This is a genomic window from Rhizobium sp. SRDI943 (assembly GCF_057653695.1).
This window is the reverse complement of record NZ_JBYGKN010000002.1, coordinates 241,066-265,163: the sequence shown is the minus strand read 5'-3', so window position 1 is coordinate 265,163 and position 24,098 is coordinate 241,066. Positions and strand designations below refer to the sequence as shown.

Genomic DNA, 24,098 nt, shown 5'->3' with positions numbered 1-24,098 from the left:
TGGACAGAAAAGTTGTAGCGACCGGTGTTGCGGGAGGGCCGAGAGCGTTGGCGCGTCAACCCAGCGGTGTATAGTCACCCGTCTCGGGGGATGAGTGACATGGAAATCCAAGCGAAATTCGCGGCATTGGTGGTTGTGTGCATGTTGTGCGCGATCTCGACAGGACAGGCCTACGCCGAAATCAGGCCGGTTCGCGACGTCCAGAAGGCGCTCGCCGATCAGGGTTTCGACGCGGGCACGCCAGACGGGATCTGGGGATCGAAATCCGTCGCCGCACTCAAGGGATTTCAGCGGGCCCATGGGCTCACGCCTTCCGGCGTCGTGACCCAGGATTCGCTGAACGCGCTATTTCCGAGTTCGATTGCCGATGCGCAGCCTGCCGCGCTGCCGGTGGATGTGGTTGCGGCACCCATCGTGCCTTCGGTCGATCCAAAGCTTGAGGTCCTTTCTTCCGAGCCGGTGAGCCTTTCGCGGCAAGTGTCGCCGCCGGCTCCCGCCATCCCCATCGGAAACCGAAGCGGGAGCAAGAGCGGAGACAGTTCCGGCTATCTCGTCATCGTATTCCTCATGATAGTGGCCTTCCTTTTCTTCCGGGGAAAATCAAGGAAAAGCAGCGTGCAGCCGGTTCGATCCAAGGCTGGAGACAAATCGGGCCGGCCAGTTGATGGCCGCCGCGCTGGGCGTTGAAAAATCGAAGACGGATAGCTGCGAGAATTCGTCGTGTTGGAGGCCTTCCTCTTTCGCCCCGTGATGCTCTCGAGGGAGCGGAATGATTTCCGGAGGCATATCTTGGCCTTGTCTGGCACCGTCGGTCACGCAAACGGAATTCAGGCTATACCGAATGGAGGATGCGAGTGCCCGTAGTTTTGGATAGGGACGGACGCTTCAAACTCGTTTGGAAAAGCAAAATGGTTCGACCGGTCCGTGCGATCGTCATTGCAGTGCTTGTGTTGCTTGTCGCCTTCGCATCGGCCTGGTCGTCGCTCGCGCTTTGGTACCGCTTTCCGTTGCCCGAGGTCGGCAGGCACGCCAGCGCCATCTTGTTCGGGCTTTTTGGCGCCTCCGTCGTCGTGGCGCTCTTTGGCAGAAGGCGCTCTCGTGCGGTCCTCGCGTTTGCGGCCGCGTTCGTCCTTGTCCTCGTCTGGTGGAGCACGATCGAGCCGCAGGCAAATGGAGCGTGGGCTCCGGACGTCGATCGTCAGGTCACCGGCGAATTCGACGGTGATCTGTTGACGCTGACAAATGTCCGCGATTTCGAGTGGCGCAGCTCCACCGACTTCACGGAACGATGGACGACGCGCAGTTATGACCTGAACAAGCTGAAGAGCGTCGACATGTTCATGTCTTACTGGTCAGGTCCGACCATCGCGCATGTCATCATGAGCTTCGGCTTCGACGACGGCCGCTATCTGGCGTGGTCTATCGAAGTGCGTCGCCTTTCCGGAGGTTCGTTCTCACCGCTGGCGGACCTCTTCAAAAACAGCCCTCTCATCATCCTCGCCGCAGACGAAAGAGATGTGATCGGCCTCCGCTCCAATTTTCGCGGTGAGGACGTCCAGATCTATCGCCTGAGGGCGTCGCCGGCGGCTGCGAGGCTCCTTCTGCGAGAGTACGTCTCCGACGCAAACGCGCTTGCGGCCACGCCCGCCTTCTACAATTCGCTGACGGCCAACTGCACGACGACGATCATCAAGATGATGCACGTCGCAGGCGACGCCGTGCCGACGGACTGGCGCCTCGTCGTCAACGGATATCTGCCGGAATACGCCTATGACCGTGGCGCGCTGGACATTTCGGTTCCCTTGTCGCAACTGCGCTCGGCCGCACACATCGCTGCAAGGGCGCACGACGACGGTGTCTCACCGAATTTTTCGCAGGCCATTCGCGTCGCCGTCCCGTCGCCGCAGGACGCGTTGTGACCCTCCACCGAAGCGCTGATCAAGCAAAACGGCTAAGCAGGCAACATAACGCGTACCGAGATTTTGACGACGATGCGCGCCGCTTTTCTGGGGCTTTTCGTATTCGGCTCAGCACCATAGGCGTTCTTTCTGCACGGCCTAGGTAGACAACAACATCAGACGCAGTTGTGCCCCTCAACCAAAAGCGTGTCCCGAAAGAAAACCGGTGGCGTTGCTTCCAGCCTGGCATCCAGTCCGCGTCCGATTTCGGTAGGAAAGGGAGAAGGCATCGGGTCGGCAGTTCGATCCCGTTCAAGACCTGCACTCGAACCTGTTGGTCGGAAGGCCGTCCGAAATCCTGGTGGATTGCGCTTGCGGAAGAAGCTTTCGGCGACGAACTCCGCCATCTGCATTGGAATCTATCGCTGGGCTGACGCGAATCCACCATCAAACGGCTCACCGCATTCGATCGCTTCTGGCCTGAACACCGGGTGCCGTCGAAAGCGACGCGCGAAGATGAGCCTCTCAAGGTGGGGACGACGACACTTTTCATCGTTCAGCGGAAAGCTCGATCGTGCCCCTTAAAGAAGGGCGGCCGGATCTGCTTGAATCGGAGCTGGCTAGCGCATCAATCCTGAGACTGATTCCCTCTAAAGTCGCGCGGGATGTGGATGGTAACGACAGCAAACAACGCTCTGGCGATCAATGGCGTCCGAATCCCAAACAGGGCGATCAGAATTGGGGTCGGTTAGCGTCAAAGTCGTCCTGCTTATGCCCTGCACCTCGCATTGCGCCAAACCTTTTCTGAGGACCGTCATTTGAAGCAAGCTCCACGCATGGTTGGGCAATCATATAAGTACAACGAAAGGAAGAGCAGGTCCGCTAAAAAGGGACCTGCCAGAGGAATTAATCCTCAGTTGGCGACGAAAGAGAGGTTCCACAGGACTTTGCCACCGGAGATTGTCGGGGCGGATGTCTGCGTGCAGGTAGGGGCCTGAGTTCCGCCTGAAATGGCGACCCAGGCCGGCGTTCCGGCAAGCGACAGCGCCTGGCCGGTCGCAGGATCATAGTTGACGCTCAACGACGCTCTGCACGTCCGAGCCGGAGCGACGCCTCTGGTCACTCGAAGCGAAACGTCATGAAGCCGTCGATGGTGTTGCCTTGCGCCGTAAAGACAACTGACGCTCCAGGAGAGATGCTGGAGGGGAAGTTGGGCGTGCAGCCGATGCAACTGATACTGCCGACATTCGCAGTACCGGATGTGCTGTTGTTTTTGATTGTCACCTCAGTCGTGGCAGCAAGAGCCATAGCAGGAATTGCCGCTGCCATGATGGCAGCGAGAATCAATTTTCGAAAAAATATGGACATTTCTCCAGGATACCGGCGGGTTGCCCACGCGAGATATCGACACGTTTAACGTGAGGATACACCCTGCAAATTGTAGGTTCACAAAAAATTCGTCCACTGGTTGTTATTTCTTCAGACCATGGTGAGGCAGTTATGCAGATCGTATCAAGCACAACACGTCAGTTGTCGGCCGACTTGGCGTTGAAAGTCCTCAGGTCCGGATCAGACAGCACTGACTCTAGCCAAGGCGGGAACGGACAGACAGGACAATCGTCCTCCTCTTCCGCAAAGGCAATCGAGGCTTCGAAAAGCCACGCAAATGTTGCTGGGAGTTGGATGCAGAGTCTCGCTGCAGAGATTGGCTTGCCAACTGGAACGGAACAGGTTTGGACGCAGACCCCCCCTCTTGATATGACGAGCTCCTCATTCAAAGACTATCTTAGAGATACGCAGGAAGCTGCGAAGGGATGGTCACCTTATGCGGGTGAGGTCATCGATGCGCTGAATGCTGGAACCCTCACGATCGAAAGTCCCGAGACCAACGCCTGGGACATTGCGTTCATTGACACGGATGGGAACCCCTCCGGGTCTGCGATGAAATATGATGATGAGGGATGGATGGACTTTCTCAACGATCATCTAGCAAGGGACGACAGCGGGAACTACTTGCGCACGGCATCTGGCGCCTACGTTGACAAGGCAACGGGCCAGAGTGCCGACATGGGTCAAATCGGCGGTAATTGCTACTATATGACCTGGCCTACGCCGAAATAACGCATGTCCTTAGCTCCGCAGCGGCGGGGGCCTCGCCGACCAGAGCGAAAACTTAGCTTGGACAATATCGATGCGAACCCTGGGCGTTTTGTGCGTTGACGGGGTGTTCCGGGTCCGGCAAGACAACTCTGATGAACCTCATCGGTCTCCTCGATAAGCCGACGGCTGGGGAGATAGAGATCGCTGGGAGGAAGACATCAGGGCTGTCCAACGACGCGGCCGCCCACATTCGAAACCGGATGATTGGTTTCGTCTTCCAGTCGTTTCATCTGCTGCCTCGGTACACGGCACTCGACAATGTTGCGCTTCCGCTTGTTTACCGCGGCATCGGAAAACGTCGGCGGCGAGCGATGGCGTCAGACGCACTCAACCGCGTCGGTCTCACGGAACGCATGCTGTATCGCCCGGATGAGCTATCTGGCGGCCAGCGCCAGCGTGTCGCGATTGCGCGCGCGCTTGTCGACGATCCTATGTTGCTGTTGGCAGACGAGCCAACCGGCAATCTTGATATTGAAACGGCCGCTGAGATCCTGTCGCTCTTTCTTCACCTGAACGCCGCTCTAGGGCTGACGGTCCTGCTTGTCACCCATGATCCAACGATCGCGGCGCGCTGTCCGCGTCGAATTGTCATGCGCGACGGGGAGGTCTTTGACGACAATTCTGCCACCCTTAAGAGCGTCGAGACGGCATGATGCGCAGCGGGAGCGGCATAGCAATCGAGATCGTCCGCGAAACCATCGAAAATATTCAGACGGTCAAGGGCCGTGGTGTGTTGGCTCTGGTCGGCATCGCCATCGGAACTGCGGCGGTGATCGCCATGCTGCACGTTGGACACAATGCCCGGAAGGCGGCTTTGAGCCAGTTCGCGACGCTGGGAACCGACCTGGTGATGATACAGCCGCAAGCCTCGGGATTTTCGACGGCGCAGGTGCATGTCGGCGACGTTCTCGATCTGCCGAAACGAAATATCGGCCTTTCGGAGGTATCGGCGATGATCCAGAGCGGAGGCAATATTCGGGTCGGACGGGCGGATCTGCAGGTGACCATCATCGCCGCGACGGATCGAATCTATTCGCTTGCGAAGGCGAGCCTTCAGCGTGGTCGTGTCACCTCCGATCTCGACGCCTTCGCACCCTTTGCAGTGGTCGGGGCGGGGATCGCTTCCGAAATCGAGGCGACGGCCGGAAGAGCCATCGCGGTTGGCGATCGCATCAGTTTCGGTGACCAGATCCTCACCGTGGTTGGTATGCTGAACGATACACCGGCCAATTTCATCCTGGGTATCGAACTCGATCGGTCGATCGTCGTCCCCTTCGCAGCAGCACGGCGGATTGTGGCAAATCCTGCTGTCACCAACATTGCCGGCAGGATGGTGGCCGGCGCTAATGATGTCCAAACAGCGGAGGCGATCAGGGCATATTTCAAGGACAAGATCCAGGGGGGAACCATGCAGGTGACCACGGCGCGCGAAGTGATCGCCAGCATTGATGCGCAGATGCGCATCAATGCGAGCCTCATTCTCGGCATTGGCGCGGTCTCGCTTGTGGTCGGCGGCGTCGGTATCATGAACGTGATGCTGATGAGCGTCATGGAGCGACGGCAGGAGATCGGGTTGCGCTTGACGCTCGGGGCCCGGCGCAACGACATTCGGCTTATGTTCCTGTCCGAAACCCTCATCCTTGCGGTCATCGGCAGCGCGATCGGCACGGCAATCGGCTACTTTGCAGGCTGGATCTTCGCCGATGGCACCGGTTGGCAGTTTGAAGCCGCACCCTTGGCGCTTCCGCTGGGGGCGGGCGTGGCACTGATCGTCGGCCTGTTCTTCGGCATTTATCCGGCAAGCAGAGCGGCTAGGCTCGATCCCGTTGCGGCCTTAAGGAGCGAGTAATGTACCGCGTTTCTATGATCGCTCTGATGATGGTCAGTGCTTTGGTGTTTCCGCAAAGCGGGGCGCGAGCTTCTCGCAATGTGCCTATTCCAATTCCGCGACCGGCTCAAATGGATGCTACCCCAGACATCGGGCAAGCCAGTCGGTCAGCCTCCACCAGCCCGGTGCTTTTATCCGGAACGCGCTTGACGCTGGAGGATGCCGTCTTTCTCGGGTTGCGTAACAACCGCACGATCCGCAGCGCCTACATCGATCGCGCGTCCGAAAAGTTCGGACTCTTGGTTGCGGAAGACCGCTTCAATCCGCAATTTGGAATATCTGGCAATGTTAGTCGCAAGCGGATCGGCGGCGTCGAGTCTTCCACGGTTGAAGTTTCTCCCGGTATTTCGCTGCTGACCACGACGGGAGCGGCTATCGACTTTGCCTGGAACACGACGGCGAATTGGCAAGACACGCAAACGACGCGCGGCGCTGTACTCTGAAAACGGCTTGATCGCCGAGGATCGGTCAAATGAATAGCTTCAGGCGGTTGCGTTCTTCCGGCGTATTGGCCCACTCGAAGTCCTTGCCACCGTTCTCCGATGCCGGCGACCATCTCGACCTGTTCCTGCACGCTGGCCGGAGAGCCGTGGAACTCGAAGGCCAGTGTGTCCTCGATCTTCAAGGATATTTTTGCTGCTATGGAAGGCGCGCAGCTGGTCGCGCGCGGTTGCCGGGACATCGGCATCTATGACCGGACGATCCGGGCCTATCGGACCACGGGGCCTCATCCCATAATTGGCCAGCGGCTCTAATGGGAGTGGCAGTTGCTCAACTGCGCGCGATGGGGTTTTGCGCAACTCCGCCAGCCGATCTAGCCGGCGAGCCACTTCAGCGGCACCTGCGGTCGAAATGCCCTCCTACTCAGTCCGTCGATACTACTGACCGCGGTCGGGTGGCAAAGGTTGCGCATGGATGGTGGATGAGGATTGCAATTTGTCGCAATTCAAAAAGCGTCATTTCCAAAACAACTAGAGGAGTTGTCAGGTGATATCACCTTCCATATATTGATAGCATGATCATCAGTGTTAAGGGGGTGCAAGCGATGGCAGCAGTTACAATACGCAATTTGTCTGAGGAGACACATCGTGCCTTGAGAGTGAGGGCAGCTCATCACGGCCGCAGTACCGAAGCAGAAATCCGTGACATCCTAGAAACAGCGGTACGGCCAGCTGAGCGCGTCATGTTGGGCTCGTTGCTAGCATCGATCGGGCGCGAAGCAGGGCTTTCCAACAACGACGTGGATAATCTGCAGCACGTCCGAGACAAAGCGCCTGCGGAACCTATGAGTTTCGAATGATCCTGATCGATACCAACGTCATCTCGGAGCCATGGAAGCCCACACCCGATAATCAGGTGCTGGCGTGGATCGATGCTCAAGCAGTGGAAACACTGTTCGTCTCGGCGATTACTGTAGCTGAGTTACGGTTCGGCATTGCCGCGATGCCTAGCGGAAGACGAAAGGCCGTCCTCTACGATCGACTAGAGCAGGAAGTTCTACCTCTATTTTCTGGACGCATTCTATCGTTCGACATGGCTGTGTCAAAGAGCTATTCGGAATTAATGGCGCGAGCACGCGTAGCAGGTCGGGCAATCGGTAAAGCAGATGCCTATATCGCCGCAACTGCCGCGGCGAACGGATTTATTGTCGCTACCCGCGACACTAGTCCCTTCGAAGCCGCAGGACTTAACGTTATCAACCCGTGGTACGCACCGACATAGCAGCGACAAGCGGCTGACGATTGCCGAGCCATCCCGCAATCTCGACCCATCAAGACCGGCAGGTTGGCAATTTATCTGCACGGGACGTCATGGCCCCAATTCTACATGCAACCTTTTCGGGTGACTCGAAGGCGTGGATTCTTGCAGATTAAAAGATGATTAAAATAATCATCTTATGTTGACAAGGCCAATTTCGCTCCATAGGTTCCGCTCGCATCGGTGGTGTAGGGACCAAGCAATGGCGCGTGTTTTTTTTAATGTTTCTAATAATGTATCGCGAATTTATAGGGATAGCCTATTTGTGACGACAGCGATCCTCCTGATCGGCGTTGCAGCATCGCCGGCTTCAGCCCAGAGCGCGTCCACGGATGCCAGCGCGACAGCGCTGGATCCGATCGTCATTCAAGGTGCATCCTCTGATAGCAAGACTGACCGGACGTCCGTTGCTGCCAAGAACAGTTCGGCCGCGACCAAGATCAACACGCCGCTCGTCGAAACGCCGCGTTCGGTCTCGGTGACCACCGAGAAGGAAATCGAGCAGCGTGGCGCCCAGAGCATCATCGAGGCCGTGCGCTATTCGGCCGGCGTGACAACCGGACCGAACGGCTTCGATCCGCGCTTCGACCAGATCTTCATTCGCGGCTTCAACGTTACGACGGTTGGCGACTACCGTGACAGCTTGCGTCAGCCCTATATCAATTACGGCATGTTCCGCACCGATCCCTATCAGTTGCAGCGCGTCGAGGTGATCAAGGGGCCGGTATCCGTTCTCTACGGCTCGGGATCGCCGGGCGGCCTCGTCAACAAGATATCGAAGCTTCCCGCCGAAGAGCCGATCCACGAAGTCGGTATCTCCTACAGCACCGAGGATCGGGCTCAGGCGATGTTCGATTTCGGCGGGCCGATCAGCGAAGGAAATGACGATTTTCTCTATCGCATCGTCGGCCTTGCCCGCCACGGCGACACCAACTTCGATATTGCCGACGACCGCTATTTCCTGGCACCGTCCTTTACCTGGAAACCTGACGAGGGCACGACCTTCACGCTGTACGGTCTGGTGCAGGCCGACGAGACCGACTCCAATGTCGGCGCGATCACGACGCTGGACGACAGAATACTCGACATTAGGCAGAGCGATCCCGATTACGACTACCAGAAGGTCAAGCAGCAGCAGGTCGGCTATCAGTTCGAGCATGAATTCGACAACGGCCTGACGTTCCGGCAGAACCTGCGTTACTCGCATCTCGATCTTCGCGCTCGCTACCTCGGCGTTTCCAGCTGGACCGGGACCGTCGCGCATCGCAACGCCAGCTCGATCCGGGACGAGATGAACGTCTTCCAGGTCGACAACCAGCTCGAGGCGAAGTTCGATACAGGTCCGATTGCCCACACGATGCTCTTCGGGCTCGACTACACCAATCTCCAGTCGAACTGGGGCTACGGCATCGGCGCCGTCAACTCGGCATTCGATTTCGATATCGCCAACCCGATCTCTGGTGTCTCGGGCGCCACGCCGGCCTATAACTTCATCGTTGCCGATGCCGACATGCGGCAGGTCGGTGTTTACGCCATGGACCAGATCGAGGCCGGCAACTGGCGCTTCAATCTCGGCGGCCGCCAGGCCTGGGTGAACCAGACGCGTGGCACGACCTATCCCTCTTTGGGGTTGAACGCCCCCGAAGACGTCAGCAAGAATGCCTTCTCCTGGCAGACCGGCGCGCTTTACCTCTTCGACAACGGCATCGCGCCATTCGTTTCCTATGCGACCTCTTTCGATCCGGTGACCAACCGGTCGGCATCCGGCAAGATCCTGGAGCCGACGGAGGGTGAACAGTACGAACTCGGCGTGAAGTACCAGCCGCCCGGCACCGATATCCTGTTATCGGCGGTCGCCTATCACATCGTCGAAAAGAACAAGCCGGTGTTGGCCAACCCCGTGACCCTTGCCTATAACTCGCTCGGCGAGGTGACGGGAACGGGCATCGAGCTTGAAGCCCGCGCGGCGGTCGCCGATGGCCTGGATCTCATCGCAACCTACACCTACAACCATTCCGAGGTGACCGGAGGTGGTGAAAACGAGGGCAACACGCCGGCTGTGACCCCCTCGCATGTCGCAAGTCTCTGGGCCAACTATACGTTCCAGGAAATCAATCCGTTCAACGGGCTGTCGGTCGGCGCGGGTGTCCGTTACGTCAGCGAGAACTGGACGGATACCGCCAATACTTCGAAAAACCCTTCGGGTTTCTATGTCGATGCGTCCGCCGCTTATGATTTCGGCGCGGTCGACAAGAAATATGAGGGCCTGACGGCCGCCTTCAATATCCGCAACATTGCCGACGAACGCGACACTGTCTGCAATGAGGGCTTCTGCTATCTCGGACAGGGCCGCAACATGACCGGCACCCTGAAATACCGGTGGTAAGACACGGCAATGGAGACAAACGGGGCGCTCCAGCGCCTGACCTTGATCGCTGACCATAACCTCGACGGACTGCTGGGCGACGGACCGTTCTCTTATTGCCGCGGCAAGCTCCTCGATTCCCCGCCGCAGACGGGTATCGTCGTTTCCTGCAGAGATCTTTGCGACCGGGCGATCTTCGACGAGATCATTGGCCGGTATGCGCAAAAATTTCCGGGCAGCGACCGTCGTGCGATCGTCTCGATGTGGACGCTCTACTACTTCAGCATGCTGACCATCGCCCCCAGCGTCCATATGTTCGTGCACCACATCGGGCTGCCGCTAGAGATCGACCGCCTATCGCTCGTCTGTGCCGAGCAGACAGGCGAACCGGAAGCATTCGTGATGTCCGGCAGGCCCGAGGTGACGACTGACCCGGCCGGCGAGCTTCACCGGCTGATGCTCGGTCACGCCGAGCCCGTCATCGCGGCGATCGCCGCCAATGCCGGCGTCGCGCCGAAGCTTCTCTGGAACAATGTCGCGGCCTATCTCTCCTGGATTCTGAAGGAGATCGCTCATCGCCATGAGCCCCTCCTCGTCGAAGGTGGCCTGGCGCTGCTGGAAGAAGCTCAATGGCCGGGCGGCGGGCGCAACCCGATGTTCGGCATGATCCGCATTGCGCGCCAGCAATCCGGGCTCGAATTCGTGCGCCGGAAAGTCTGCTGCCTGCGCTATAACCTGCCGGGCGTCGGCGGCTGCGGCGAAGCCTGCCCGCTGCCGGAGGGGCGCCACTAGCTCCTATCGTCCACCGCGCGCAGAGACGGGTGCCCTGCGCGCCAGTTATTGCAAATGCGCGCCAAGCAGAAAATCCCGTCGTCTCAAAGCGTAGCCTCACCTACCTGGACACCAGCGAGCGGCTTGACCATGAACAGGCATGGATGGTCCTCGTGCCAGAGCTTTGCAAAGACCTCAGCCCGCACGAAGCCGTTCCGGTCATAGAAGCGCCGCGTCGCCTCGAACTGCGGTTCGTCGCGGCCGCGCGGGGCCAGCGTCTTGACCGTCAGCAGCCGCGCACCCGATTCGTGGCCGAAACGTTCTGCCGCATCGACGAGATGGCGTCCGGCGCCGCGACCGTGATATTCGGGTCGCGTCGCAATCAGCGCGATCTCGACGGCGCCCGGCGGGTGCGGCTTCAAGGCCATCAACGCGGTCACGACATCGGCTTCGACATAGCCGAACACCGGCAGGTCTTCGATCGCCGGGGCGCCGCTTCGATAACCTCAGGTTCTGAAAGCCAATCTGGCAAAGCCCCATGATCGATCGGCAGAGCTCCGCCTTGCCCGTCAGGATCTCTCGTCGCGGACGGCAGGACGGCTGCGTGAGCGGATCGATGTTTCTTACCCTGACGGCGATTGATGTCCAAAGCCGGGTCAATGGCGACCGATTCATTCTTGGTACCGAGACCTGATGGCGCTGCCATTTTCGCTCGCCATGGCTGCTATTTCCTTGGATTTCCAGGAACTTTAAGTCGCATGTCGTTTAATTAATCGCGGAAGTATGGATCTGCTCAGAAGATTTCAGGAAAAAGAGCGGGATCATTGTTTAGTTAATACTAAATTATTGAATCTGGCGCGAGATCTTGCATCAGCCGGCATGCCGGTCGATCCAGACCTTCGAGGAGACCCGCATGAAGCGCCCGAGCATCAAGCAAGCCCTGATCTTAAAGCTGTCGATCATCAGTCTGTTCATGGTTGGCCTGTCCTATATCTCGCTGAGCACGATTTCGACACTTCGTGCCAATACCGAGCAGATCGGGACCTTCTGGATGCAGCGGCTTGTGACGGCCCGGGAGATCAAGGATGACTTCCTCGACCTGAAATTGGTCTATGCCCAGTATCTCCTGGAGAATACAGCGGAGGAGGAATGTCGGACAGCAAAAAATCGATGCAGCCGGCGCCGCGCTCGACACAGTTGTTGGCGAATACGAAAAAGGCGTCCGCACCGAGCGGGGGCGCGAACTGATCAATCAGATCAAGCCGGAACTCGCCAAATATCGCGCGCTTGCAGAGCAAATGATCGCGTCTGAAAATGACGGGAAGACGCCTGAAGCAATCCGTCTCTTCAAGGAAAATATGGAGCCACAAGCCGAGCTGATGAACAAGGCGGTTGCAGATCTGGTCGCCTTCATTCTCGGCCAGGCCGAAGGTTTCGTGGCCGCGAGCGGTGCTTCCGCACAATCCGCTTTCATGCTGACGGCTACGATCGCAACGCTGGCCGTGCTTCTTGCCGTTGCCGGCATATTCTTTGCGATATCGGGCATTGCTAACCCAATCCGAAGCATCGCTTCGGCCATGAGGCGCTTGTCGGATGGCGATCTCGACAGTGATATTCCCTATGCCGGTCGCACCGACGAAGTCGGCGAAATGGCCGGCGCGGTTGAAATCTTCCGTCAGAATGCCCTAAACGTCGTCAGGCTGGAGAAGGAAGCCGCCGAATCCCGCAGCGAGAGCGAAGCAGCGCGCGCCGCAGCCCAACAGCGCGCCGAACGCGAGGCAGAACAGTTGCGCTTCGCGACCACGACTTTGGGCGGAGGCCTCCGGCGGCTTGCAGCAGGCGACATTTCCTTCCAGCTTTCGGAGCAATTTGCGGCCGAATACGAAGCCTTGCGCGAAGACTTCAACGCTTCGCTCCGGCAATTGGGTGCGACCATCGGCGCCGTGCTCGAGACGGTACACAGCATCGACAATGGTACCGGTGAAATTGCATCTGCCGCGCAGGATCTTTCCAAACGCACTGAACAACAAGCTGCCTCTCTCGAGGAGACGGCTGCAGCCTTGGACGAAATCACCTCGAATGTGACGATGTCGACCAAACGCACCGACGAGGCGCGAAATGTGGCTAAGGAAGCCGATATCAGTGCCCAGCGGTCGGCAACGGTCGTCTCCGAGGCGGAACAGGCCATGCGCCGCATCGAAGACAGTTCACAGCAGATTTCGAACATCATTGGTGCAATCGATGAAATCGCCTTCCAGACGAACCTCCTGGCGCTGAATGCTGGCGTTGAGGCTGCCCGTGCGGGTGAGGCGGGCAAGGGTTTTGCCGTTGTCGCCCAGGAAGTCCGTGAGCTCGCCCAGCGCGCCGCTCAAGCGGCCAAGGAGATCAAGGGCTTTATTCAAAAGTCGTCAACTGATGTGGAAAATGGCGTGAAATTGGTTCTCGAAACCGGAACGTCGCTCAAGTCGATCGGTGAATACGTCATACAGATTAACCAACTCATGGATGCGATTGCCACATCGGCGCGCGAGCAATCGATTGGACTTGCCGAGATCAACACGGCCGTCAATCAGATGGACCAAGCGACCCAGCAAAATGCAGCGATGGTCGAACAATCGACAGCTGCCGTTGCCTCATTGTCCTCCGAGGCAGGCCGGCTGCGGGATCTGGTCAATCAGTTTCAATTGGACGGCGACAGAGGCGCGGCGGACGGGCAGCGCAGCGGACGAGCCTTTGAAGGCAACAGCCCCATCCACTTGGTCGCCTCGCGGCGCGTGATACAAAGATGAAGCGCGGCGGACATCAGACTAAGTACCGTGGATATTGAACTGGCGCCTGGACGATCCTCGGCCCCTCCGCGGCGGGTTGTCCCACATCATTCCTCGCAACTTATCATGAGCGGCAGCGATATTCTCATATCCCGCCGCATCCTGTAGGGTCGCGGGATCTACGGACCTATAGGAATTTTAGAGCGATCGATGAAGAAGATCTTCAATCCGGCCCCGGTGCGCCGGCCTTTTGGGAATTACAATCACGGCCTGCTGGTGCCGCCCGGCGCAGCGCTGCTCGTCACCTCGGGCCAGCTGGGCATCGGTCTCGACGATACTGTTCCGAGCGACATCACGGCTCAGGCGGAACTCTGCTTCGAGGCGATCAAGGCGATCCTGGAAGAGGCGGAGATGAGTTTTGCCGACGTCATCCGCATTTCGGGCTTCGTCACCCGCCGCGAGGATTTCCCGACCTATATGGCCGTGCGGGATCGCTATACGCTCGATCCGAAGCCGGTTTCCACCTTGCTCGTTATCGGCGGCTTTACCCGCTCAGAATTCCTCGTCGAGGTCGAAGTGACGGCTGCGAAAATTTTCTAGAATCGCTCCATCGCGCCTCCGACGCGGGCGAGGAATTTTGCCCGCGTCTCCGGCGTACAATTGTTCATGTCGTAATGGGCGAGGAACGTCACCGGCCTCACCGGATTGATCTGCGCCCTCAGCACGCGCTTGACGATTTTCTTTGGCGGGTTGCCGGCTGCAAAGGCCCGGAAGGGCGTTGCGCCATAAGTCAGGACGGCTGCGAGCTTGCGGATGTGGCGCAGCCGCGATTCCACCTTGCCATTGACCAGCTCGAAGGAGACGCCCGGCAGCCAGACACGGTCGAAATATCCCTTCAGGATTGCCGGAAAGCCGAAGTTCCAGATCGGGGTGCAGATCACCAGCCCCTCGGCCGCCTTCAACCGTTCGACGTGCGATTCCACCAGCTTCAGGTTTTCCGGATAGTCGTGATAGACGAGCCGGTCGTGGCGCGAGAGCACCGGATCGAACTGCTCTTCATAGAGGTCGCAGGCGTCCACAATATGCCCGGCCTTCTCAAGGCTCTCGACCGTTTGCCGGTAAAGCGCCTTGCCGTAACTTTCCTCGACCGGGTGAGAGTGGAGGACGAGAACCCTCATGAAGCCTCCATGACGGCTGCCAGGCCCGGGAAGAGATAATTCTTGCCGGCGTTGAAATCGAAATCGGGATTGTCCCACGCAATCATCTTGCCGGGATTGAGCAGGCCCTTCGGATCGGTTTCCTGCTTGAAGGCAAGTTGCACCGCGTCGGTGCGCTTCATGCCGCCTTCCTCGAGCGTATAGCGGTGCGGGTTGAAGATCGGGCAACCATTGTCCTGATGGATCTTGATGATCTCCTCCAGCCGCTCTTCGGTGGTATAGCGCACCAGCGGCAGCCCGGAGCACTGGATCTGGCCGTCGAATTTGATGAATTCGAGATGACCCGGTACTTCGTCACCGAAGATTTCGACCATCTTGCGGACTTTGGCGACATGATCCGGTCCCGGATATTGCACCTGCAGATAGGTGAAGCTCGGATCGACCTTCAGCGCACGCAATGTCGTGTGGTTCCAGGCAAGCTCGTAGGCGTGCGGAATGCCGCGCATGCTTTCCACCTTGTCGGAGCGGAACATGATCTCGCCCTTCTGCGCCGCCGTGAAGGCGAGAAAAGCATCCATGGAGTGCGGCGCGATCATCAGCACGACGATCGACTGGCCCTGACGGATGTAGGGCTTGTGGCGGGTGAAATAGTCGTAAGGAATGGGAGCGGCGATCGGCGCGATCTCCTTGACCAGGATGCCGTTGCATTTCGCCAGCGCGTCGGAGAAGCGCACCGCTTCCATGAAGTCGTCATAGCCGACAAGCACGTCGACCCAGTCATAGGCAGGTGCAAGCGGCATCTCGATCTCGGTGATGATGCCGTTGGTGCCGTAGGCGTGGCTCACCTTCTGGAGATCCCAGCCGGTAAGATCGAGGACGCGCGGTTCGGCCTCCATGGTGACGACACGCAGGCGCAATATATTGCCGAGGTCGCGCAAGCCGCCCCAGGTGATCGAGCCGACGCCGCCGGAACCGCCGGCGATGAAGCCGCCGACGGTCGCCGTCTGGGCGGTGGAGGGGTGGAAGCGCAGCTCCTGGCCGGAATGGGCCTTGGTCTGCTTGTCGAGTTGGGCAAGAACGATGCCCGGTTCGCAGACGACACGGCCGGGATGGATCTCCTTGATCTTGTCCATGGCGGCAAGGTTCAGCACGATACCGCCGGAAAGCGGCATGGCCTGGCCGTAATTGCCGGTGCCGGCGCCGCGCGGCGTGACCGGCACGCCATGGGCAAAGGCGACCTTCAGCGTCCGGATAACCTCTTCCTCGGTCTTCGGCGTGACGACGAGATCGGCCGTCACATTGTCGAGCTGAGCTTTGAGTACAGGCGAATACCAGTAGAAATCCCGGCTCTTCTGGCGAACCAGCGCTGGATTGTCCTCGACGGCGATGCCTTCGAGGTCCTTTTTGATCTTCTGATAATCGGCCATGTCAGGCTCCAACGACGTTGTCGAGTTCACGGTAATCCGGCAGGCTGCGGTCGATCACCTTGCCGCGGCGAAGCACGACGCGGTCAGACTGCGGACGGGACAGGAATTCACTCCAGCGCCGCGCGCTGAAGAGCACGAGATCGGCCGGATCGCCGGCGGCGATGCGGCCCTTGTCCGGCCGTCCGACGATGGCGGCGGGCGAGGTGGTGACGACGCGGGCGGCGGTATCGAGCGGATGGTCGAGATGCAGAATCCGCACGGCCTCACGGAAAACCTCCACCGGATCGAGATCACCATAAGCATAGAAGGGGTCGCGGGTATTGTCGGATGCGACCGCGGTCGCGACGCCGGCGGCGGCCAGCTCCTTGAACAGGGTGACACCGCGCCAGCGCGGGGTGCGGCCGGGATAGCGGTCCTGCAGATACATGTTGCACATCGGTAGCGCGATGACCGCGATACCCGCCTTGGCGACCAATTCGACGGTGCGCGCGGCGGTGTCTTCGTCCTGGCGGGCGAGCGAGCAGCAATGGCCGGCGGTCACCTTGCCCTCGAACCCGTTGCGCAGCACGGCCTCGGCGATTGCCTTCAGCGTCTCGGCGCCGCGATCATCCGTCTCGTCGACATGCAGATCGACATCAAGGCCATGCTCCCAGGCAGTCCTGAAGAGCGTGTCGAGCTGCCAGACCAGTTCCGGCCCCATCCTGGTGACGCCGCCAAGCAGGCCGCCGTTCTGTCGGATTGTTGTGACGAGATCGGCAAAGAAGGCGCTGTCTGCCATGGCATCCAGCGGGAAGAGAGCGACCGCCTGCAGTGCGATCCTGTCTTTCCAGGCATCCCGGATTTCGGCAAAAACCTCGAAGGAGATGCGATGCTGTGGCGCAAGCGAGTCCAGGTGCGTACGGATCAGGCTGGTGCCATGGGCATAGGCGGAGCGGAGCGAGAATTCCATCCGCCGTTTGACGTCTGCGGCCGACCAGTTTGCTTCCCGGTCGGCCCTGACGGCATCGAGCGCGCCCATGAAGCTGCCGTCGGGATTGGCCTGGCGCGGCCAGATATGGCCTTTGTCGAGATGAGTATGGATATCGGCAAAGCACGGCCACACCATGCCGTCCTTGAGATCGATCCTGGCATAATCGGCGGGTGCGGCGCCGGCCGGCCGAATGGCGGCAACCATGCCGTCGCTGATGACGATATCGACCGTGGCCAGCCCTTCGGTGACCGGCACGTCGACATGCTCGACGGTGACGGCGGGCACTGTCGCGTTGCTCAACACGAAGCGGGCCGCATTCGGCGGGGATATGAAGGAATAGGTCATCAGTTTTCCCGTTTGATGCTGCTTTCATGCCAGCGATGAAGGCTCAGCCAGGCAATGAGGGTGGTGAGGCCGAAGATCGCTACGCCAAGCATGGAGAGCATCAAGAGGGCGGCGAAGAGCCGCGGGATGTTCATCCGGTACTGCGCTTCGAGCAGGCGGAAGGCGAGGCCGGAGCCGGCACCGGCGGATCCTGCGGCAAATTCGGCGACGACGGCGGCGATCAGTGCGAGGCCGCCGCCGATGCGAAGACCGGTCATGAAATAGGGTTGGGCGGCAGGCAGTTTGAGAAAGAACAGCGTCTGCCAGCGCGAGGCGCCGTAGAGCTCAAAGAGGTTGATCAGATTATGGTCGACGCTCTTCAGGCCCTGCACCATGTTCGAAAGGATCGGGAAGAACGCGACGAGGAAGGCGCAGATGAGAAGCGCGACCTGCGTGGAGGGAGCGTAGATCAGGATCAGCGGCGAGATCGCCACGATCGGCGTCACCTGCAGGATAACGGCGAGCGGATAGAAGGCGATCTCGATCCAGCGCGATTGCACCAGGAAGATTGCAAACCCCACGCCGCCAATCAGCGCCAGCATCAGCGAGATGAAGGTGATCTTGGTCGTGACCCAGAGGGCCGGCGCCAGCGTGCCCCAATCATTGATGAAGGCCGCAGCCACCGCGCCGGGACCGGGCAGGATGTATGGCGGAACGTCCGAGAGCACCACGTAAAGCTCCCAGGCGATGATGAGCACGGTGATGACGAGGAAAGGCACGGCAATGCGCAGGGCTAACTCACGCCGCCGGGCGTTCGCCGGTCGGGAGCCGGGCGGAGATGCGGCTTCTGCGGTTTCGATGCTTTCGACGCTCATCAGTGATCCTCCGATCCGCCCATCGCCTCGATCAGCGAACGAGACGCTTTTTCGCAGGCCTGCCGATATTGTTCCGAGGTTCGATAATGCGAATCCCGCTCAAGGCTGGTGGTCAGCGGAAAATCGGCATGCACGCGGCCGGGCCTCGCCTTCATCACCACGATGCGGTTCGAGAGATAAGCGGATTCAAATACCGAATGCGTCACGAAGATCACCGTAATGCCGGTCGCCTTCCACAGCCGCAGCACGTCGTCGTTGAGTTTCTGGCGGGTGATCTCGTCGAGTGCGGCGAAAGGCTCGTCCATCAGCAGCAGCTTCGGCTTGGTCACCAGCGCGCGGGCGATCGACACGCGCATCTTCATGCCGCCGGAGAGTTCGCGCGGATAGGCATCGGCGAAATCCTGGAGGCTGACGGTCGCCAGCGCTTCGGTGATCCGGCCGCGGGCTTCCGCCTTGGAGATCCCGCGCAGTTTCAGCGGCAGGTAGACGTTGCCGAAAACGGTCTTCCACGGCATCAGCGTCGGCTCTTGAAAGACGAAGCCGATATCACCTTCAGGCAGGCCCTTGGAATTGATCCGTGAACTCGGCCAGTCGATCTTGCCCGCGGTGATGTCGCCAAGGCCGGCGATGATGCGCAGCGCCGTGGACTTGCCGCAGCCGGAGGGGCCAAGCAGGCTGATGAATTCGCCACTTTCGACGGTCAACGACATGCCCGAGAGCGCTGTCGTGCCGCTGGAAAAGACCTTCGACACCGACTGCATGACGACCAGTGGCCGCTTTCTCGCCTCCTTGGAAGGCGCCGCCTTGGTTTCGGCTAGGGACATTTTCTCGCTCATTTATCGAAGGAGTGCGGTCCGCCGCCAGACGAGCGGCGGACCTGGCCCGGGAGGCTTATTTCTTCAGCGCCATTCCGGCGCCCTTGCAGACGAACTTCGTCGTGAAGGCCTTGGTATAGTCGGTGTCGGTCTTGAAGACCTTGATAGCAGTCATCTCGTCGAAGAACTTCTTGTAATGGGCGTCGGTGATGCAGCCGATGCCCTTGTCCAGGCTGTCGCCGGATTCGATGATGCCGTATTCCTTCATCTTGGTGACCGAATAGGCGATCTGGCCGTCCGTTATTTCAGGATTGTCCTTCTTGATCAGCGCGTTCGCCTTGGTGTTGTCGCCGTAGAGGTAATTGTACCAGCCCTCGATCGAGGCATCGACGAAGCGCTGCACGACGTCGGGCTTGCCATCGATCGTCGCCTGCGTGGTCGTGATCATCGTCGAATAGGGTGAGTAGCCGTTGTCGGCGAGCAGGAAGACCTTTGGCTCGAAGCCTGCCTGCTTCTGGATCTCGTAGGGTTCGGAGGTCAGGTACCCTTGCTGGGCAGACTCCTTGTCTGCGAGGAAGGGGGCGGGACTGAAGTTATAGGGCTTGTACTGCTCGTCCTTGAAGCCTTTGAAGTTGGCCTTCATCCACTCGAAATAGGTGAGATAGCCGTCCTTGCTGAGGAACAGCGTTTTCAGCTTGGCGAGGTCCTCGAACTTGTCGACGCCGTTGTCCGGATGGGCGATCAGTACCTGCGGATCCTTTTGGAAGATCGCGGCGACATCGACCAGCGGAATGCCCTGTTCGACGGCGGATATCTCTCCCTGAGGGCCGCCCATGTAGAAATCGAGCTTGCCGGAGATCAATAGGGCGCTGTTTGCAGCATTCGGGCCGCCCTGGACGATGGTGACGTCGAGGCCGTATTTTGCATAGGTGCCGTCGGCGACGGCTTGGTAGAAGCCGCCATGCTCCGCCTGGGCAAGCCAGTTCGTCCCGTAGCTCACCTTGTCGAGGGCAAGCGCCGGTGAGGCAGCCGCAAGCATCGAGGCGAGGCCGAGGCAGCTCAGGAATTGCATCTTCGTCTGTGCTTTCAACATGGTCGGCAGTTCCCCTTTTGTGGCCGAGGGAGACCTTAGTGGCTCCCGTTTGAGGGAATTTGAGCCATTGCCATGCGCTTTGAAAAGCATCAAAATTCGTGCGCATTGATGCCTTTTCGGCATCTGTCGGAAAGCTGAAAATAATTTGTGCGCCCTGCGCAAAATTTATGCATCGGAGAGACCATGCTGCACTCCAGACGCCTTCTTTACATCAACGAGATCGCCCGGTGCGGTTCGATCCGCAAGGCGGCCGCGCGCCTCAATGTTGCGTCATCGGCGGTTAACAGGCAGATTTTGGCGCTGGAGGAGGAGATCGGGGCGCCGCTTTTCGAGCGGTTGCCGCGTGGCCTGCGGCTGACGGCTGCCGGCGAACTCTGCATCGAACATATCCGGGACGTGCTGAAGAATTACGAGCGCCTGGAGGGGCGCATCCGCAGCCTCAAGATGCAGCAGGCCGGCAAGGTGCGCATGGTGACGACCGTTGGGCTTGCCGCCGGGCCGCTGCCCGAAATCATCGCGCGCTTTCTTTCAGAGCATCCGCGCGTCTTCGTCCAGCTGCGCAACGATACCGGCGGCACGACGGCCAGCCCCGTTGTATCCGGCGAGGTGGATATCGGTCTCGGCTTCAACATCCCCGCCACTCCAGGCATCCGCACGCTTGGAAATTTCGATATCCCGATCGGTGTCGTGCTGCCGCCAGGGCATCACCTGATCGGTCCCGGGCCGATCAACCTTGCCGATGTCACCCAGGAAAAACTGGTTCTGGCGCAGCCGGGCACCAGCCTGCGCGAGGTGATCAACCTTGCTTTTGCGCGCCTGCCGATCTCGGTCGAGCCGGTGCTGGAAACCAATGCATCGGAGATGCTGAAGCAGCTCGTCAAATGCGGCACCGGGCTGACGCTGCTCAATCCGCTCGACGTCATCACCGAATGCCGGCGCGGTGAACTCGTCTTCCGGCCGATCGCCGAGCCGCATGCGCGTTACCAGCAGATGAAGCTGTTTGCCCGCGCCCGCGCGCCTCTCGACGCGGCCACCAGCCTTTTCGTCGAATATCTGCTCGCCGAACTGCTCGGCCTGGTGCAGGAATTGCAGGCCAAGGGTCATATCCCACCGGATGTCAAACCCGCGGCTGAGCCTATTTCACATAGAGATTCGAAAGCGGATAGGCCTTGAGATCCCGGAGCAGCTCGACAAACCCCTTGACCTGATGGCGGCAGATCGCCTCGCCCTTTTCAGCCGTGGCGATCGAGGCATCGCCGACAACGCCGAGGGGATTGAGGTCATGCGCGATCCAGGCCAGCGAATGCGGCGGCAGAGGCTGAAGAAATTTGGATTGCTGCCGCATCCCTTCGGCCTTGGAGGCAAAGTTCTGCGCCTTGTCCATGCGCACCAGCTCGGGGCGGAAGTGCAGCATCAACGATGTTTCGACATCGCCGCCGTGGATGCCGTATTTGCTCTCGTGATCGCTGACCATGCCTTCGGGGTGACCGAAGCGGCCCCATTGCGTGGAGACCACCGCCATTTGATGGCGCACGCGCAGTTCGCGCGCGACGATGCTCATGATGTCGACATTGCCGCCGTGGGAATTGACGATCACCATCTTCCGCAGCCCGGCTTCGGCAACCTTTGCGCCAATCGCCGTCCAGACGGGGATGAGCAGCTCTGCACTGAGCGACAGCGTGCCGGGGCCGTAGATGTGTTCGTTGGCCTTGCCGATCTCCTGTGTCGGAAGGACCAGGATGTCCAGATCCTCCGACCGCTGCCGCTTCAGCTCCGCCAGCATGCCGGTCGCGATGGCGACATCCGTTGCGATCGGCAGATGCGGGCCGTGCTGTTCCGTCGAGGCGATGGGCAGAACGGCAATCGTGGTCTCGGGGGAGAGGCCGGCAAAATCATATGTATTGAGCTCGTTCCAGTAAAACGGCGTGGGCATGCGGTCATCCCTTTTCGTCACCTGCTTCGATAGGGAGTAGGGAATAATGATGAGCCCGAAAAGCATCATTTTTTGCGCATGGCGCTGCTTTTTTTCGCGCGCATCGACGGGCGTTACTCCGCCGGCGCTTCCACATTCAAGACACTTCATTGAAGATGTGGTTCGCGGCATCTTATGACCGCGGCCCGGGGAATTCATGAGCCAGATCGATAACCGTATGCAACGGAAGGGACCTAATCAGACGGCGGAGATGCACTACCTCAGCAGACGGCGTTGACGCGCCTATGTCCAACGAGCAAGGTGGAACAGTTCATGCCAAGCCAGACACAACTGGAACTTTCCCGTCGAGATCTACTTATCTCGTCGGCCGCAGCGATTGCGGTCACCGGAGCCGTCGCGCCCGCGGCGGCGCAGTCCCCAGGAAATGACATGGCCTATACATCGAAAGTTTCCTTCACGGTGAACGGTGAGAACCGCGATCTCGAGGTCGACAACAGAACGTCGCTGCTCGACGCGTTGCGCGAGCACTTGCATCTCACAGGCACGAAAAAGGGATGCGACCACGGCCAGTGCGGTGCATGCACCGTCATGGTCGACGGCCACCGCATCAACTCCTGCCTGACGCTGGCGGTCATGCACGAAGGCGATCAAATCACCACGATCGAAGGGCTCGGCCAGCCTGGAAACCTTCATCCGATGCAGACGGCCTTCATCAAGCATGACGGCTTCCAGTGCGGCTACTGCACGCCAGGACAGATCTGTTCCTCCGTGGCGGTGCTGGAAGAGATCAAGGCGAACATACCGAGCCACGTTACCGGCGATCTTACGGCTGAGGCGGCCGTCACTCCGGCCGAGATCCGCGAGCGCATGAGTGGCAATATCTGTCGATGCGGCGCCTATTCCAACATTATCGACGCCATTTCGGAAGTCGCGGGGATAAAAGCATGAGAGCCTTCACCTACGAACGTGCCTCATCCGTCGAGACCGCTGCCAAGGCGGCAGCCTCCAATCCTGAAGCCAAATTCATCGCCGGCGGCACCAACCTCCTCGACCTGATGAAGCTCGAGATCGAAACGCCGACGCATCTGATCGACGTCAACGGTCTCGGCCTCGACAAGATCGAGCCCACGCCGGGGGGCGGGCTGCGCATCGGCGCCTTGGTCCGCAACACCGATCTTGCAGCGCACGAGACTGTTCGCCGCGACTATGGTCTGTTGTCCCGCGCCTTGGTCGCGGGTGCCTCCGGGCAACTGCGCAACAAGGCGACGACGGCCGGCAACCTCCTGCAGCGCACGCGCTGTCCCTATTTCTATGACCCGAACCAGCCGTGCAACAAGCGGCAGCCGGGCAGCGGCTGTTCGGCCATCGGCGGCTTTAGCCGCCAGCATGCCGTCGTCGGCACCAGCGAAGCTTGCATCGCCACGCATCCGAGTGACATGGCGATCGCCATGCGGGCGCTCGATGCTGTCGTGGAAACGGTCAAGGCCGACGGCAGTCGTCGCGCAATTGCGATCGCCGACTTTCATCGATTGCCCGGCGACACGCCTGATATCGAAACCGTTCTCGAGCGCGGCGAGTTTATCACGGCGGTCCTGCTGCCGCCCCCGTTCGGCGGCAAGCACATCTATCGCAAGGTGCGAGACCGTGCCTCCTATGCCTTCGCACTCGTCTCGGTCGGAGCCGTGATCCAGCCGGATGGTACAGGGCGGGTCGCCGTCGGCGGCATCGCCCATAAGCCATGGCGCATCGAGGCAGCCGAAGCCGAGCTGCCGAAAGGTGCGCGCGCGGCGGCAGACGTCCTTCTTGCCGGCGCCCGTCCTACCGAACAGAACCGTTTCAAGGTCCGTCTGGTCGAGCGCACGCTCGGCGCGGTCATCGCCGAAGCAAGGGGTTGAG

The 24,098-nt window shown here is 59.7% G+C and carries 23 protein-coding genes and 3 pseudogenes; 15 read left to right on the top strand and 11 right to left on the bottom strand.

The window, feature by feature from the left end:
- The first annotated feature begins 99 nt into the window (after nucleotides 1-99).
- Together AC245Y_RS25380 and AC245Y_RS25375 are read left to right on the top strand one after the other, a co-directional pair.
- On the top strand, nucleotides 100-687 hold the full coding sequence (locus AC245Y_RS25380) for a peptidoglycan-binding domain-containing protein (RefSeq protein WP_017996108.1): 588 nt from the start codon (nucleotides 100-102) through the stop codon (nucleotides 685-687).
- A 221-nt stretch (nucleotides 688-908) separates the two neighbouring features.
- Nucleotides 909-1,919 carry an Lnb N-terminal periplasmic domain-containing protein gene (locus AC245Y_RS25375; protein WP_017996109.1) on the top strand — a complete coding sequence of 337 codons (1,011 nt, stop codon included), beginning with the start codon at nucleotides 909-911 and terminating at the stop codon, nucleotides 1,917-1,919.
- A gap of 892 nt (nucleotides 1,920-2,811) precedes the next feature.
- Here the strand turns inward: AC245Y_RS25375 and AC245Y_RS25370 are convergent.
- Nucleotides 2,812-2,979, bottom strand: coding sequence for a hypothetical protein (locus AC245Y_RS25370; protein WP_017996110.1), 168 nt, complete (start codon nucleotides 2,977-2,979; stop codon nucleotides 2,812-2,814).
- Between the two features lie 38 nt (nucleotides 2,980-3,017).
- Complete coding sequence (locus AC245Y_RS25365; protein ID WP_017996111.1) at nucleotides 3,018-3,266, bottom strand: hypothetical protein; 249 nt, start codon at nucleotides 3,264-3,266, stop codon at nucleotides 3,018-3,020.
- Between the two features lie 315 nt (nucleotides 3,267-3,581).
- On the opposite strand from AC245Y_RS25365, the gene AC245Y_RS25360 reads away from it, so the two are divergent.
- From AC245Y_RS25360 to AC245Y_RS25345, 4 genes are all read left to right on the top strand, one after another.
- Nucleotides 3,582-4,019, top strand: coding sequence for a hypothetical protein (locus tag AC245Y_RS25360; RefSeq protein ID WP_017996112.1), 438 nt, complete (start codon nucleotides 3,582-3,584; stop codon nucleotides 4,017-4,019).
- Nucleotides 4,020-4,150: 131 nt separating this feature from the next.
- The gene (locus AC245Y_RS25355) at nucleotides 4,151-4,711 is read left to right on the top strand and encodes an ABC transporter ATP-binding protein (protein ID WP_157628362.1); all 561 of its coding nucleotides are present in this window, start codon (nucleotides 4,151-4,153) and stop codon (nucleotides 4,709-4,711) included.
- Nucleotides 4,708-5,907 carry an ABC transporter permease gene (locus AC245Y_RS25350; protein WP_017996114.1) on the top strand — a complete coding sequence of 400 codons (1,200 nt, stop codon included), beginning with the start codon at nucleotides 4,708-4,710 and terminating at the stop codon, nucleotides 5,905-5,907. Before AC245Y_RS25355 ends, AC245Y_RS25350 begins: the two co-directional genes overlap by 4 nt.
- Nucleotides 5,907-6,389: a hypothetical protein gene (locus AC245Y_RS25345; RefSeq protein ID WP_157628363.1), complete on the top strand. Its 483-nt coding sequence runs from the start codon at nucleotides 5,907-5,909 to the stop codon at nucleotides 6,387-6,389. The genes AC245Y_RS25350 and AC245Y_RS25345 overlap by 1 nt, the downstream gene beginning before the upstream one ends.
- Before the next feature lie 40 nt (nucleotides 6,390-6,429).
- Here the strand turns inward: AC245Y_RS25345 and AC245Y_RS25340 are convergent.
- A pseudogene (locus tag AC245Y_RS25340) lies at nucleotides 6,430-6,577 on the bottom strand (2-hydroxy-acid oxidase); the annotation flags it as partial.
- Between the two features lie 414 nt (nucleotides 6,578-6,991).
- Here AC245Y_RS25340 and AC245Y_RS25335 point away from each other — a divergent pair.
- The 4 genes from AC245Y_RS25335 to fhuF all read left to right on the top strand — a co-directional run bounded on the left by AC245Y_RS25335 (nucleotide 6,992) and on the right by fhuF (nucleotide 10,861).
- The gene (locus AC245Y_RS25335) at nucleotides 6,992-7,246 is read left to right on the top strand and encodes a FitA-like ribbon-helix-helix domain-containing protein (RefSeq protein ID WP_026157576.1); all 255 of its coding nucleotides are present in this window, start codon (nucleotides 6,992-6,994) and stop codon (nucleotides 7,244-7,246) included.
- On the top strand, nucleotides 7,243-7,668 hold the full coding sequence (locus tag AC245Y_RS25330) for a type II toxin-antitoxin system VapC family toxin (protein ID WP_017996118.1): 426 nt from the start codon (nucleotides 7,243-7,245) through the stop codon (nucleotides 7,666-7,668). The genes AC245Y_RS25335 and AC245Y_RS25330 overlap by 4 nt, the downstream gene beginning before the upstream one ends.
- Before the next feature lie 238 nt (nucleotides 7,669-7,906).
- Nucleotides 7,907-10,090, top strand: a complete 2,184-nt coding sequence (locus AC245Y_RS25325) for a TonB-dependent siderophore receptor (RefSeq protein WP_017996119.1) — start codon at nucleotides 7,907-7,909, stop codon at nucleotides 10,088-10,090.
- A gap of 9 nt (nucleotides 10,091-10,099) precedes the next feature.
- Nucleotides 10,100-10,861, top strand: a complete 762-nt coding sequence (gene fhuF / locus AC245Y_RS25320; RefSeq protein WP_017996120.1) for a siderophore-iron reductase FhuF — start codon at nucleotides 10,100-10,102, stop codon at nucleotides 10,859-10,861.
- Nucleotides 10,862-10,944: 83 nt separating this feature from the next.
- Here fhuF and AC245Y_RS25315 read toward each other — a convergent pair.
- Nucleotides 10,945-11,380 (bottom strand): annotated as a pseudogene (locus AC245Y_RS25315) (GNAT family N-acetyltransferase).
- A 433-nt stretch (nucleotides 11,381-11,813) separates the two neighbouring features.
- On the opposite strand from AC245Y_RS25315, the pseudogene AC245Y_RS25310 reads away from it, so the two are divergent.
- Both AC245Y_RS25310 and AC245Y_RS25305 read left to right on the top strand, forming a co-directional pair.
- Nucleotides 11,814-13,629, top strand: a pseudogene (locus AC245Y_RS25310) (HAMP domain-containing methyl-accepting chemotaxis protein).
- Nucleotides 13,630-13,818: 189 nt separating this feature from the next.
- Nucleotides 13,819-14,208, top strand: a complete 390-nt coding sequence (locus tag AC245Y_RS25305; RefSeq protein ID WP_017996122.1) for a RidA family protein — start codon at nucleotides 13,819-13,821, stop codon at nucleotides 14,206-14,208.
- Here the strand turns inward: AC245Y_RS25305 and AC245Y_RS25300 are convergent.
- The 6 genes from AC245Y_RS25300 to AC245Y_RS25275 all read right to left on the bottom strand — a co-directional run bounded on the left by AC245Y_RS25300 (nucleotide 14,205) and on the right by AC245Y_RS25275 (nucleotide 20,269).
- Entirely contained in the window at nucleotides 14,205-14,786 is a 582-nt protein-coding gene (locus tag AC245Y_RS25300; RefSeq protein WP_017996123.1) for an NAD(P)H-dependent oxidoreductase, read from the bottom strand. The genes AC245Y_RS25305 and AC245Y_RS25300 overlap by 4 nt on opposite strands.
- Nucleotides 14,783-16,192, bottom strand: coding sequence for an FAD-binding oxidoreductase (locus AC245Y_RS25295; protein WP_017996124.1), 1,410 nt, complete (start codon nucleotides 16,190-16,192; stop codon nucleotides 14,783-14,785). The genes AC245Y_RS25300 and AC245Y_RS25295 overlap by 4 nt, the downstream gene beginning before the upstream one ends.
- 1 nt (nucleotide 16,193) lies before the next feature.
- A complete protein-coding gene (locus tag AC245Y_RS25290; RefSeq protein ID WP_017996125.1) occupies nucleotides 16,194-17,507 on the bottom strand; it encodes a cytosine deaminase in 1,314 nt (437 codons plus the stop codon).
- Nucleotides 17,507-18,361: an ABC transporter permease gene (locus tag AC245Y_RS25285; RefSeq protein ID WP_017996126.1), complete on the bottom strand. Its 855-nt coding sequence runs from the start codon at nucleotides 18,359-18,361 to the stop codon at nucleotides 17,507-17,509. Before AC245Y_RS25285 ends, AC245Y_RS25290 begins: the two co-directional genes overlap by 1 nt.
- On the bottom strand, nucleotides 18,361-19,185 hold the full coding sequence (locus AC245Y_RS25280) for an ABC transporter ATP-binding protein (RefSeq protein ID WP_012755149.1): 825 nt from the start codon (nucleotides 19,183-19,185) through the stop codon (nucleotides 18,361-18,363). Before AC245Y_RS25280 ends, AC245Y_RS25285 begins: the two co-directional genes overlap by 1 nt.
- A gap of 67 nt (nucleotides 19,186-19,252) precedes the next feature.
- Complete coding sequence (locus AC245Y_RS25275; RefSeq protein WP_017996127.1) at nucleotides 19,253-20,269, bottom strand: ABC transporter substrate-binding protein; 1,017 nt, start codon at nucleotides 20,267-20,269, stop codon at nucleotides 19,253-19,255.
- A gap of 183 nt (nucleotides 20,270-20,452) precedes the next feature.
- On the opposite strand from AC245Y_RS25275, the gene AC245Y_RS25270 reads away from it, so the two are divergent.
- Nucleotides 20,453-21,442 carry a LysR family transcriptional regulator gene (locus AC245Y_RS25270; protein WP_003562367.1) on the top strand — a complete coding sequence of 330 codons (990 nt, stop codon included), beginning with the start codon at nucleotides 20,453-20,455 and terminating at the stop codon, nucleotides 21,440-21,442.
- Here AC245Y_RS25270 and AC245Y_RS25265 read toward each other — a convergent pair.
- A complete protein-coding gene (locus tag AC245Y_RS25265; RefSeq protein WP_003562368.1) occupies nucleotides 21,405-22,271 on the bottom strand; it encodes a creatininase family protein in 867 nt (288 codons plus the stop codon). The genes AC245Y_RS25270 and AC245Y_RS25265 overlap by 38 nt on opposite strands.
- Nucleotides 22,272-22,502: 231 nt before the next feature.
- On the opposite strand from AC245Y_RS25265, the gene paoA reads away from it, so the two are divergent.
- Both paoA and AC245Y_RS25255 read left to right on the top strand, forming a co-directional pair.
- Complete coding sequence (gene paoA, locus AC245Y_RS25260) at nucleotides 22,503-23,150, top strand: aldehyde dehydrogenase iron-sulfur subunit PaoA (RefSeq protein WP_020487072.1); 648 nt, start codon at nucleotides 22,503-22,505, stop codon at nucleotides 23,148-23,150.
- Nucleotides 23,147-24,097, top strand: coding sequence for an FAD binding domain-containing protein (locus AC245Y_RS25255; protein ID WP_012755145.1), 951 nt, complete (start codon nucleotides 23,147-23,149; stop codon nucleotides 24,095-24,097). Before paoA ends, AC245Y_RS25255 begins: the two co-directional genes overlap by 4 nt.
- Nucleotide 24,098 lies beyond the last annotated feature (1 nt).